Genomic DNA, 12026 nt, shown 5'->3' with positions numbered 1-12026 from the left:
GTGGCTCAGTTGTCGAAGCCGTCGAATCCGTCGCCGTGGAACGCCTCGTTCATCGAGGCGTCCGCGTAGCCGCGGCAGTAGTCCCACGTGACATACGCCTCGGGGGTCGGATCGTAGGCCGGTTCGTGGGGACGGACGGTGCCGTCGACCAGTAGCTGCAGCAGGTTCGCCCGTAGCATGTCCCAGTCGTGGTAGTGATCTTGCCGACAATCCTCACAGCTGACGACGAGGCCGCGGATCCCGCGATGGGCCAGCAGGGCTTCGTAGACGGCGAGGTCGGCGAGATCTTCCTCGACCGCGAGGCGCTCATGAGGATCCAGCGGCTCACCGGGCTCGATCGCATCGAGCGCGGCAGACGGGTCGGAGGGGTCTCCGGCGAAGGGATCCGGCGGCAGGCCAGGTGGTAGATGGTCACGCACATCCCCACGGTACGCAGTACTTGGTGGTCTGCGCCAGCGATGCACCGGGCAAGTTTTGCGGAAGGGCTCACTTCGCGTCCGGGATTGCCCGCCGGATACCATGGAATGCAGGCGTCGGCGAGCTTGTTCTCACCGACCATCAATCTTTTCCGCTCAGCATCGGCGCATCGCAGCTTTCGGCGTACGTTGCTACCGACGACCAGGAGGGGTCGATCCGAATGAGTAATCCCGTGTCGGGCGAACGAATCGCGGTGCGCCCTCCTACGGGTGGCGACGATCCGACCAAGATCGCCATGCTCGGCCTCACGTTCGACGACGTGCTGTTGCTGCCTGCCGCCTCGGATCTCATCCCCAGCTCCGTCGAGACCTCCAGCAGGCTCACCAGGGAGATCACCCTGCGTACACCGCTGGTGAGCTCGGCCATGGACACCGTCACCGAGGCGCGCATGGCCATCGCCATGGCGCGGGCGGGCGGCATGGGTGTGCTGCACCGCAACCTCGCGGCCGCCGATCAGGCCGCCCAGGTGGAGACCGTCAAGCGTTCCGAGGCGGGCATGGTGACCGACCCGGTCACCTGTCGCCCCACCGACACCCTCGCCGAGGTCGACGCGATGTGCGCGCGCTTCCGCATCTCGGGTCTGCCCGTGGTGGACGAGACCGGCTCGCTGGTGGGCATCATCACCAACCGGGACATGCGCTTCGAGGTCGACCAGGAACGTCGCGTCGACGAGGTGATGACCAAGGCGCCGCTGATCACCGCCCAGGAGGGCGTCACCGCCGAGGCCGCGCTCGGCCTGCTGCGCCGCCACAAGATCGAGAAGCTGCCCATCGTCGACGGCAACGGCCGCCTGCGCGGGCTGATCACGGTCAAGGACTTCGTCAAGACCGACCAGTACCCCAACGCCACCAAGGACCGCGACGGCCGCCTGCTGGTCGGCGCCGCGATCGGCGTCGGCGAGGACTCCTGGTCGCGCGCGATGACGCTGGCCGACGCCGGGGTCGACGTGCTGATCGTCGACACCGCGCACGGGCACCAGTCGCAGGTGCTGCAGATGGTGTCCAAGGTCAAGGCCGAGGTCGGCGACCGCATCCAGATCGTCGGCGGCAATGTCGCGACCCGCGCGGGTGCGGCCGCGCTGGTCGAGGCGGGCGTGGACGCTGTCAAGGTGGGTGTCGGTCCCGGCTCCATCTGCACCACCCGCGTGGTCGCCGGTGTCGGCGCCCCGCAGATCACCGCGATTCTCGAGGCCGTGGCCGCGTGCAAGCCGGCCGGTGTGCCGGTGATCGCCGACGGTGGCGTGCAGTACTCCGGTGACGTCGCCAAGGCCATCGCCGCCGGCGCCTCCACCGTGATGCTCGGCTCGCTGCTGGCCGGCACCGCCGAGGCCCCCGGCGACCTGATCCTGGTCAACGGCAAGCAGTTCAAGAGCTACCGCGGCATGGGCTCCCTCGGCGCCATGCAGGGCCGCGGCCAGGCCAAGTCCTACTCCAAGGACCGCTACTTCCAGGACGACGTGCTCGCCGAGGACAAGCTGGTCCCCGAGGGCATCGAAGGGCGCGTGCCGTTCCGCGGCCCGGTCAACCAGGTGATCCACCAGCTCGTCGGCGGCCTGCGCGCCGCCATGGGCTACACCGGCTCGCAGAACATCGAGCACCTGCAGAACGCCCAGTTCGTGCAGATCACCGCCGCGGGCCTCAAGGAGAGCCACCCGCACGACATCACCATGACCGTCGAGGCCCCGAACTACACCGGCCGCGGCTGAGTACAATAGATGCGTTTGTGCGCCGGGAGGTACGCTCCCGGCGCACGAGGGCAATGCAGGCTGGCTCCGAGTCCGCCACCGATCGCATTCCCAGCCCGCACACCCCGACCTCGAGGAGGGGTCGCCGCGCAGCGGCGGCCCGTGCGGGGCCGCGAACTCGAGCGCGCCAGCGCTCCAACAACACAGGAGCAACTGTGCGTGACATGGTCGAAATCGGTATGGGCAGGGTCGCTCGGCGGACCTATGAGCTCGATGACGTCGATATCGTGCCTTCGCGGCGGACTCGTTCGTCCAAGCAGGTTTCGCTGGCGTGGCAGCTCGACGCCTACCGTTTCGAGATCCCGGTGCTCGCGCATCCCACCGACGCGCTGGTCTCGCCCGAGTTCGCGATCGAGCTGGGTCGCCGCGGTGGCCTCGGGGTGATCAACGGTGAGGGGCTGTGGGCGCGGCACGCCGACGTGCAGGCCAAGATCGACCAGCTCCTCGATCTGGTCGACAAGGGGGGTTACGAGAAGGCCATCTCGCTGCTGCAGGAACTGCACGCCGCGCCGATGCAACCCGACCTGTTGGCCGCGGCGGTCGCGCAGGTGCGTGCGGCCGGTGTCACCACCGCGGTGCGGGTGAGCCCGCAGAACGCGCGTGCCCTGACCCCCGCGCTGGTGCAGGCCGGCGTGGATCTGCTGGTGGTGCAGGGCACCATCATCTCCGCTGAGCACGTCGGCGACGGTGAGCCGCTCAACCTCAAGACCTTCATCGCCGAACTGGATGTGCCGGTCGTGGCCGGTGGCGTCAGCGATCACCGCACCGCGCTGCACCTGATGCGCACCGGCGCCGCGGGCGTCATCGTCGGCTACGGCTCGTTCCCGGGCGCGACCACCACCGGTGAGGTGCTCGGCATCGGGGTGCCGATGGCCACCGCCATCGCCGACGCCGCCGCCGCACGCCGCGACTACCTCGACGAGACCGGCGGGCGTTACGTGCACGTCATCGCCGATGGTGATGTCGCCACCTCCGGCCAGCTGGCCAAGGCCATCGCCTGCGGCGCCGACGCCGTGATGCTCGGTGTGCCGCTGTCGGTCTCGGCCGAGGCGCCCGGACGCGGCTGGTACTGGCCCTCGGCCACCGCGCACCCCTCGGTGCCGCGTGGCTCGTTCCTGCCGGTCGACGAGTCCTGGCTCGACGGCCCCGACGGCGTCGTCGCCCGCCCGAATCTGGAGCGCGTGCTCTACGGCCCCTCCGACGACCCGTTCGGCTCGCTGAACCTGGTCGGCGGCCTGCGCCGGTCGATGGCCAAGGCCGGCTACTCCGACCTCAAGGAATTCCAGAAGGTCGGGCTCAGCGTCCGCTAACGCGCCGGGGTCAGCGAGACCCGGTCCCGCAGGAACCGGGCGATCGCGGTATTGACCGGTTCCGGGTGGGTCATCGTCACGGCCAGGCGGGCGCCGTCGATCTCCACGAAGGTGGAGGCGGTCAGCCCGTCGGCCAGGGTGCGTGCCCGGTCACCGGCGATGCCGCTGTGCGTGGCGTGGATGATCAGCGCGGGACAGGTGATCTCGCGCAGCCGTTCGAGCACCGAATCGCGTCCGAGCAGGCAGCCGACGGCGGCGTCGAGGCCGTTGTGCGCGTCGCCGGCCCAGCGGCGGGTCCAGATGTCGCGGTACCAGTCGTCGTCGCCGATCAGCCAGTCCGCCAGCCGGCCCGCGGCTTCCTCGCGCGAACCGCGGTCGTGCCATTCGTCGAGGAAGCGCTGGGTGGCGCGGGACTGTTCGCGGGTGGGGCCGTGCGCCTCGGTGCTGATCAGGATGAGCGCGGCGACCCGTTCGGGGGCGACCAGCGCGGTACGCAGCGCGGTGAAACCGCCCTGGGCGGTGCCGCCGACGACGGCGCGTTCGACGCCGAGGGAGTCCAGCACGGTGAGCGCGTCGCGCGCGGCGGTCCAGTACGTGAACGGCAGCCGCTGATCCTTGGTGCGGCCGTGCCCACGCGCGTCCCAGGCCACGATGCGGAATTCGGGGGCGAGCGCGGCCTGCTGCGAGGCGAACATCGTGCGGTCCATGAAGAACTCGTGGGCCAGCAACACCACCGGCCCCGTGCCACCGCTGTCCTCGTAGTAGATGTCGGCATCGATCGCGCGGGCGAATGGCACGTGCACGAGGATAGCCAGCCCCACCGACATGCGCGCAAGGAATGGGTCGGGAGCTGTGCCCGCTGCTTGCCCGCTGTGCGGCGTCATTAAACTGTGGCGGTGGCAGAAACTCAGAGACCGGTCCTCGTCGTCGACTTCGGCGCGCAGTACGCCCAGCTGATCGCCCGCCGGGTGCGCGAGGCCCGGGTGTTCTCCGAGGTCATTCCGCACACCATGACGGTGGAGGAGATCGCCGAGAAGCAGCCGCTGGCCGTGATCCTGTCCGGCGGCCCGTCGAGCGTGTACGCCGAGGGCGCACCGCAACTCGACGCGCGGCTGTTCGAAATCGACGTGCCCGTGTTCGGTATCTGCTACGGCTTCCAGGCGATGGCGCAGGCACTCGGCGGCACCGTCGCGCACACCGGCACCCGCGAGTACGGCCGCACCGAACTCAATATCGACGGCGGTGTGCTGCACGGCGGCCTGCCGACCATCCAGCCGGTCTGGATGAGTCACGGTGACGCCGTCACCGACGCCCCCGCCGGCTTCGAGGTCACCGGCACCACCGCCGGTGCACCGGTCGCCGCGTTCGAGGACCGGGCGCGCCGCCTGGCCGGTGTCCAGTACCACCCCGAGGTGCTGCACTCCCCGCACGGCCAGCAGGTGCTCAGCCGCTTCCTGCACGACCTGGCCGGCATTCCGGCGCAGTGGACGCCCGCCAATATCGCCGAGTCGCTGATCGCCGGTGTGCGTGAGCAGATCGGTGACGGGCACGCGATCTGCGGCCTGTCCGGCGGTGTCGACTCCGCGGTCGCCGCTGCGCTGGTGCAGCGCGCCATCGGTGACCGGCTGACCTGCGTCTTCGTCGACCATGGTCTGCTGCGTGCCGGTGAGCGCGAACAGGTGCAGCAGGACTTCGTCGCCGCGACCGGCGCCAAACTGGTGACCGTCGACGCGGTGGACAAGTTCCTCGGCGAACTGAAGGGCGTCTCCGATCCCGAGGAGAAGCGCAAGATCATCGGCCGCGAGTTCATCCGCTCCTTCGAGGACGCGGTCGGCGGCATCGTGCTCGAGCAGGGCGACGGCACCGCGCCGAAGGTCGAGTATCTGGTGCAGGGCACCCTCTACCCGGATGTGGTCGAATCCGGTGGCGGTACCGGCACGGCCAACATCAAGAGCCACCACAATGTCGGCGGCCTGCCCGACGACCTCGAGTTCGACCTGGTCGAGCCGCTGCGCCTGCTGTTCAAGGACGAGGTCCGCGCGGTCGGCCGCGAACTGGGCCTGCCCGAGGAAATCGTCGCCCGCCAGCCGTTCCCCGGCCCCGGCCTGGCCATCCGCATCGTCGGCGAGGTGACCGCCGACCGCCTGGACCTGCTGCGCCAGGCCGACGCCATCGCCCGCGAGGAACTCACCGCCGCCGATCTGGACAAGCAGATCTGGCAGTGCCCGGTGGTGCTGCTGGCCGATGTCCGCTCGGTCGGCGTGCAGGGCGACGGCCGCACCTACGGTCACCCGATCGTGCTGCGCCCGGTCTCCAGCGAGGACGCGATGACCGCGGACTGGACCCGCCTGCCCTACGAGGTGCTCGAACGCATCTCCACCCGCATCACCAACGAGGTCGCCGAGGTCAACCGGGTCGTGCTCGATGTGACGAGCAAGCCGCCGGGCACCATCGAGTGGGAATGAGCAACTGAGAATGGCCCGTCATCGCGACGGGCCATTCTCAGTCGACAGGTGCGTTCAGTGCCGTTTGCGGCGGGGTGAGAGCACCAGTAGCAGGCCGATGACGCTGGCGGCGATCATCACGCCCCAGCCGACCGGCAAGACGCCGCTGTCGGGAGTGGGTGCGCCGAGCAGCGCCCAGATGCTGACGGCCAGGGCGATCAGGCCGGTCCAGAGCAGGGAGAAGGCCGGACGGCGTTCGGTATCGGTCGAGTCAGCCACGGTTCACCTCCGCACTGCCCATCCGCACATCGACCTTCAGGTCGAGAACCGGTGCGTCCGGGGTCTTCGGCCCGGTCAGCCCTTCGACGCAGCCGGCGGCGTCACCGGCGCGGACCTCGCAGGTCGTGCGCACCGTCATCGACTCCGGCAGCAGCACGATCGCCTCACCCATGTTCACCGAGACCTCGACGGCCCGGTTCTCGGTGAGGGTCATGCCGCGCAGATCCAGTGTGCCCGAACCCATGTTGACCGCGTAGCTCGGTTCGAGCTCGGTGACCGAGGTGGGCGCCCAGGTGCGTTCACCCATGGTGGCGCCGTCGAATTCGATCGGCCCGATCAGCGAGGCCAGCAGCACGAACCCGGCCAGCGGCGCGGTCAGCACCAGCAGCCCGTATCCGCGCCGTAGGAACGCACCCGCGATCAGCCCGAGCCCGACCACGGCCAGCGCGATGGCGGCGATGCGCGCCGGAGTCATCCACTCGAGCCCGGAGGCCGCGGCGGCACCGGCGAGGGCGGCGGCCAGGATGGCCAGGCCGATGGTGACCGGGGTCAGCCGCGAGCGCGGACGTTTCGGCGCGGGTGGTGGTGGGGGTGCCACCGGTGCGTAGCGCGGGGCGGCTTCGGGGAGTTCCCAGGCCAGCGGGGCCACTGCCAGGGGGTCCCAGCCCTGGGGGACCTGGGCGGCGAGACGTGGGCCGCGGGGGTCCTTGTGCAGGACCGCTGTCGCGCCACCGTCGGGCGGGCCCGGGTCGATGTCCGGCCGGCCGGCCGGCTCCGGTGAATTCGCTTCCGGCTTATCGAGATCGACTGCGGAAGTCGACTCGACCGGTGCTACGGGACGGGCAGGCTGCGCGGGAGTTGCTGTGGCATTCGGCGAACTGTCCGCGACGGCGCGCGTTGCCGCCGAGTCATCGGATGCGTCACGCCGGACCGCTTCCGCCGCAGGGGAATCGGTGGCCGGGTCGGCGGTGATCGGGCCGGTCGTCCCGGACGTGAACGGTTCGACTTCCTCGGTACCGGCCGGTCCCACTGCCGGAGAGGGCGATTCGGTCGTGACCGGCGCGGATGGTGAAGCGGTGTCCGTGGCGGTCTCGATGGTTGCCGAATCAGCGGAGGCGCTGGTGGTTTCGGTGGGTCCGGCGGAATCAGGGGACGTGCTGGTGTCTTTGTGCAGGACGATCGTCTCGGTGCTGTCCACGCGGAGCAAGGGGGTGGATTCGGCTGTGTCCGTGCGGGTTTCCTCGCGCGGCAGGACGGTTGTCGCGGGATCGGGGACGTAGGCGTCGGGCAGCTTCGTGTACGGCGTGTACATCCCGGTCGACACGTCGGCACGGTAGGGGTAGGCGCCGACCGGGGAACCGGTGGGGTACCCGGCGGCGGGGTAGCCGGCCTGCGGGGGGATGCGGTAGGCGTCGAAGCCGGCGGGGAGTTCGGGATGACGCAGGTAGAGCATCCACCAGCCCGCGAGCATCAGCCCCATGCTGAGCACCCCGGAACCGCCCATCCCGAGCCCGATCGGGCCCATGGTCGACACCGCGATGGCCAAGGCGACGATCAGCACGATCGTCTTGGTCTGCGAGTGCGAGCTGCGGGCGTGATCGGACAGCGTCTGCGCGGCCGACGCCTCGTTACCCGCCGAGCTCAATACCAGCCAGGCCAGCAGGTACAGCACGATGCCCGCGCCACCGAAGATCGTCGAGACGACGAACGCCACGCGCAACAGCACCGGGTCCACCCCGTACCGCAGCCCGAACCCGGCCGCCACGCCGGCGATCGGCCCCTGCCGTGGCAGCCGGACGGGCCGCGTGTGCCACATCTGCTGGATCTGGTCACCGAAGCTCGTTCTGGTCATGTTCTCCATGGTGTGCCCGCACGGGTCGTTCGCACATCGGGGGGAACCCTGAGAATTGCCCGGTTCTCAGGCGCAGGGTGGGCGGTAGTCGACATTCGGCACCTGACCGCGCCACACGGCCTGGGTGAGCTGGCCGCCGGTGCGCGCGCAGATCCGCTCGGCCACCCGCTCGGCGTCGAGATCCCAGAAGCCGATCTGCCCGTCGTCGGAGACGAGCACCAGTTGGTCGCCCCGGGGATGCAGAGTCGCGCCGCGACTGAATCTGTCAGCCGGTCCGATTGCCCCGCCGAGGCCGCGCGGAGCCGGTGGATCGGTGAGGTCCCACAGCGCGGTCGTGCCGTCGTAGCCCGAGATGGCGAGCTTGGTGCCGTCGGCGGTGGCCGACACCGTGGAAAACGGTGCGATCTCGGTGCGCTTCGAGTCGAGTAGCGGGATGAAAGCATCGGCTGTGGCGGTGTCCCACAGGCCGATCTCACCGGACCGGACGCTCACGAGGGTCCGGTTGTCGGGCAGGAACATCGACGGTCGGAAGATCTCGTTGCCGGTGAGATCGGACTGGGTGGCCAGGCGCGGGTGCGCCGGGTCCGCCAAGGTCCAGATCTGGCGGATATAGCGCGACTGCCCGCCGTCGTGGTGTTCGTAGAACAGCAGTTCGGCCCGGCTGCCGTCGGGGCTGAGCGTGCCGGAGTAGACCGCGCCGATGGGCGCGGTGATCGGGGGACCGAGCGGGGTTGTCGTGCGGTCGGTGATGCCCAAGACCTGCACCGACTTCTCGTTGATGACCAGTATCCGGTCGCCGGCGACCAGCGAATACCAGGCGTCCTTCCCGGTCGGCCAGGACGGCAGTGGCCGGGGTGCGCGCGCATCGGTGAGGTCGAACACGAGACGTTGACCGGCGGACCGATCGTGCACCGACAGCGTGCGGCCGTCGGCGCTGAGCGCGGGTGTCGTGCGATCGGGCTCACCGGCGATCGTGGTCAGCCGGACCGGATTCGGGCCGGTGGTATCCCAGACCACGACATCACCGGTGACCGTCAACATCGCCATCCGGTCGCCGCGCCGATCGAAGGTCGGCCTGGTCCCGCCGCGCGCCATGTCCACTGTCGTGCGCGGGGTCGACCAGCCGCGCAGCAGCCCGTCGGTGCTGCCCGCGAACAGCAAGGGTTCGGCGCCGGGCAGAAACAGCAGTGCGGTGGGACCGCCGAGGCACGGCGAGAGCTGGTCGACCGGGCACGCGGTCGGGCTCGTCGACATCGCCGGTCCGGCGGGACGGGGCCGGTCCGGCTCGATGATGTTCCACCACTGCACAGCGCTGTCGGATCCGACGGCGAGCAGGTTGCCGTCGCCGGAGAAGGCGAGCGCGGACACCAGCTCGTCGTCCACCCGGATCGGCGCGTCGTGTACTCGTGGGTGTGCGGGATCGCTGATCTGCCAGAGCTGGACCCGGCTCGACGGCGTGGCGGCGGTCTTCAGCACGCCGCTGCTCGCCACGGCCATCCGGGTCCCGTCCGGGCTGAACGCGAACTCGTGCAGGAAATCGCCCGGCGCCACGGATATCGGCGGGCCGATCGGGTGTGCGTTCGTCCGGTCCTGGATCTTCCACAACTGCACGGTGTCGGATAGGTCCGGGTTCGTGGTCCCGGTACCGATCGCCATCATCGCGCCACGCGGGGCGAACTCGACGCTGTGGAAGTCATCGCCCAGCGCGGTGGTGAACGCGCGCCGTGGCCGGCGCCGATCGCTGATATCCCAGAGCGTGAGTTCCGCCCCGCCCGTCACGGCCAGGAGTGTTCCGGTCGGATCGACGGCGATCGTCCGGTACTCACCGGTGTCGATGGTGTGCAACAGCCGAGGGGACTGCGGACTGGCGAGGTCCCAGAGCTGGACACCGTTCGTACCGTAGGTGACGGCGTCGGAACTGCCTGGGATGAAGATCAGCTCACCGGCGTGAAGCTGGTCGGTGGCGGGCATTCGCTGCGGCCGGGTGGGATCCTCGATATTCCAGAAGGCTGTTTCGCCCTGTTCGTTGATCGTGGCGAGGAGATGGTCGGCCGGGCGGTGGGCGATCCGCCGGACGCGGGAGCTGTGCGCGGCCACGGTGACGGCGAGCGGCAGCTCCTGGCTGTTCAGCAGCTGGGTTTCGGTCGCGTCGTCGGGTCGCATCCGGTACGCCGCCAGCAGCAGCTGCGCCGCCAGCGACGGATCGACGTCGCGGTTGCGCTGCGCGGCCGCCACCAGTTCGATGTAGTCCCGGTCGGCCGTGCGCTGATCGGCCAGCCTGCTCCGATCGACCGCGACGACACCCGTGCCCAGCAAGGCCACCACCACCGCCGCCACCCCGATCCGCCAGCGCCCGCCGATCCGCGCGGCCCGCTGCGAGGCACGCAGGAAGGCGTCCACGCGCGGGCTCAGGGCGGTGTCGCGAGTGTGTTCGCGGGCGTTGTCGAGCCGGGTGCCGCGATAGAGCAGGGCCGAATCCTGCTCGGCCGCCGCCCATTCGGACGCATCGCGTTCCAGCCGTTGCCGGACCAGGTGACCGACGCGGTCGGTCTCGATCCAGCCGCGCAGCCGGGGCCAGGCGGTGAGGACGATCTCGTGGGCGAACTGCACCGAGTCCGCGTCCAGGGCGAGCAGCCGGGCGGCGGCGAGGATCTCCAGCACCTCGGCGGTGGCCTCGGGATCACCGCTGTGGGCGAGCAGGTCGGCGCGGTCGACGATGCGCCGGGTGTCGCGGGAGTCCTCGCCGACGGTGACCAGCGCGCCGAGCAGTTCGTGGGCGGCGTCCTGCTGGGCCGGGGTGAGCTCGCTCCAGGCCAGCTCGGCGGTCTCGGCGACCGAGCCCGCCACGCCGCCGGCCTTGCGGTACCCGGCGACAGTGAGCTTGCGGCCCTCGCGCTGCTGCCAGGTCGCGGCCATCACGTGCGAGAGCAGCGGCAGGGCGCCGGGGTCGTAGCCGTCGGTGCTGCTGTGGCCGCCGAGCCCGCGCAGCTCGGTGAGCACGAGTTCTTCCATGCCCTGTTCGAGGGTGAGGCCCGCGGCGGCGGCAGGCCCGGTGATGGCCCGCGAGATCTCGTCCATCGACATCGGGCCGAGCAGATAGTTGTTGCGCTGCAAGCTGTCCCGCAGCACCGGATGGTGCAGGCAGCGTTCGTAGAAGTCGGCGCGCAGGGCCACGACGACGGTCAGCGGGCGCTCGGGGCGGGTGGTGAGTTCGGCGAGCGTGGCCAGGAAGGCGGCGCGTTCGGCGTCGTCGGGGCAGAGCGTGAACAGTTCCTCGAACTGGTCGACGAGCAGCACACGCGGATCGTCGGCGAGTGCGGTCGTGAGCGCGGCGGCCGGTGTCGCGCCGGGGGTCATCGCGGCGGTGCGCAGGTCGAGCGCGGGGCGCAGGCCGGCCGCCAGCAGCGAGGACTTGCCCGCGCCCGAGGCGCCGATCAGCACCACGATGCCGGTGGTGGCGCGAACGAGGTCGACGAATTCGGCGGTGGCCTGTTCGCGGCCGAAGAACAGCGCCCGCTCCTCGGCGCGGAAGGCGCGCAGACCGGGGAAGGGGCAGGTGTCGCCGTCGCCGGCCTGCGCGGTCCAGGTCACCGACTCCTGCCAGAGCCGTTGCCATTCGTGCGGGTCGGCGAGCCTGCGTGGCAGTTCACGCTGGGCCTTCTTCGCCAGTTCGGCCAGCGTCAGCACCACTGGGAGCAGGGATTCGAAGCGAGCGGGCACGTTGCGGCCGGCTTTCCAGTCGCTGATCCGCTGGGCCGAGGGCGTACTCGCCTGGGTGCCGCGCATGCGCCGCTCGGTGAGCGCGGCGACGCGCCGCAAGGTCGGATTACCCGCTGCGACATAGAGTTCGGCGAACCGCTGGGCGAAAAGCGCGCGCGGCGAAGAACTCTCCGGATCGGTGATGGTCAAGGAACCCCCCG

8 protein-coding genes are annotated in these 12026 nt (G+C 70.3%); 3 read left to right on the top strand and 5 right to left on the bottom strand.

Annotated elements, in window-relative coordinates:
• Nucleotides 1–5: 5 nt before the first annotated feature.
• Nucleotides 6–419 (bottom strand): DUF5319 domain-containing protein, encoded by a 414-nt coding sequence (locus ACFXK0_RS21020; RefSeq protein WP_022567296.1) that lies wholly within the window; start codon nucleotides 417–419, stop codon nucleotides 6–8.
• Between the two features lie 218 nt (nucleotides 420–637).
• Between ACFXK0_RS21020 and guaB the strand changes: the two genes are divergently transcribed.
• Complete coding sequence (gene guaB, locus ACFXK0_RS21015; RefSeq protein ID WP_379412220.1) at nucleotides 638–2182, top strand: IMP dehydrogenase; 1545 nt, start codon at nucleotides 638–640, stop codon at nucleotides 2180–2182.
• A 194-nt stretch (nucleotides 2183–2376) separates the two neighbouring features.
• Entirely contained in the window at nucleotides 2377–3531 is a 1155-nt protein-coding gene (locus tag ACFXK0_RS21010) for a GuaB3 family IMP dehydrogenase-related protein (RefSeq protein ID WP_379412218.1), read from the top strand.
• On the opposite strand, the gene ACFXK0_RS21005 is transcribed toward ACFXK0_RS21010, so the two are convergent.
• Nucleotides 3528–4328, bottom strand: coding sequence for an alpha/beta fold hydrolase (locus ACFXK0_RS21005; RefSeq protein WP_379412217.1), 801 nt, complete (start codon nucleotides 4326–4328; stop codon nucleotides 3528–3530). The genes ACFXK0_RS21010 and ACFXK0_RS21005 overlap by 4 nt on opposite strands.
• 93 nt (nucleotides 4329–4421) lie before the next feature.
• Here ACFXK0_RS21005 and guaA point away from each other — a divergent pair, with 93 nt between their 5' ends.
• Nucleotides 4422–5996 (top strand): glutamine-hydrolyzing GMP synthase, encoded by a 1575-nt coding sequence (guaA, locus tag ACFXK0_RS21000; protein ID WP_379412215.1) that lies wholly within the window; start codon nucleotides 4422–4424, stop codon nucleotides 5994–5996.
• Nucleotides 5997–6050: 54 nt separating this feature from the next.
• Here guaA and ACFXK0_RS20995 read toward each other — a convergent pair whose 3' ends face one another.
• The 3 genes from ACFXK0_RS20995 to ACFXK0_RS20985 all read right to left on the bottom strand — a co-directional run bounded on the left by ACFXK0_RS20995 (nucleotide 6051) and on the right by ACFXK0_RS20985 (nucleotide 12015).
• On the bottom strand, nucleotides 6051–6254 hold the full coding sequence (locus ACFXK0_RS20995) for a hypothetical protein (RefSeq protein WP_379412213.1): 204 nt from the start codon (nucleotides 6252–6254) through the stop codon (nucleotides 6051–6053).
• A complete protein-coding gene (locus tag ACFXK0_RS20990) occupies nucleotides 6247–8106 on the bottom strand; it encodes a PspC domain-containing protein (protein WP_379412211.1) in 1860 nt (619 codons plus the stop codon). Before ACFXK0_RS20990 ends, ACFXK0_RS20995 begins: the two co-directional genes overlap by 8 nt.
• Before the next feature lie 66 nt (nucleotides 8107–8172).
• Complete coding sequence (locus tag ACFXK0_RS20985) at nucleotides 8173–12015, bottom strand: hypothetical protein (RefSeq protein WP_379412210.1); 3843 nt, start codon at nucleotides 12013–12015, stop codon at nucleotides 8173–8175.
• Nucleotides 12016–12026 lie beyond the last annotated feature (11 nt).

This window comes from Nocardia sp. NPDC059177, from assembly GCF_042755165.1.
Classification (GTDB): domain Bacteria; phylum Actinomycetota; class Actinomycetes; order Mycobacteriales; family Mycobacteriaceae; genus Nocardia.
Note: the sequence above shows the minus strand (reverse complement) of the source record. Positions and strands in the feature narration are given on the sequence as shown.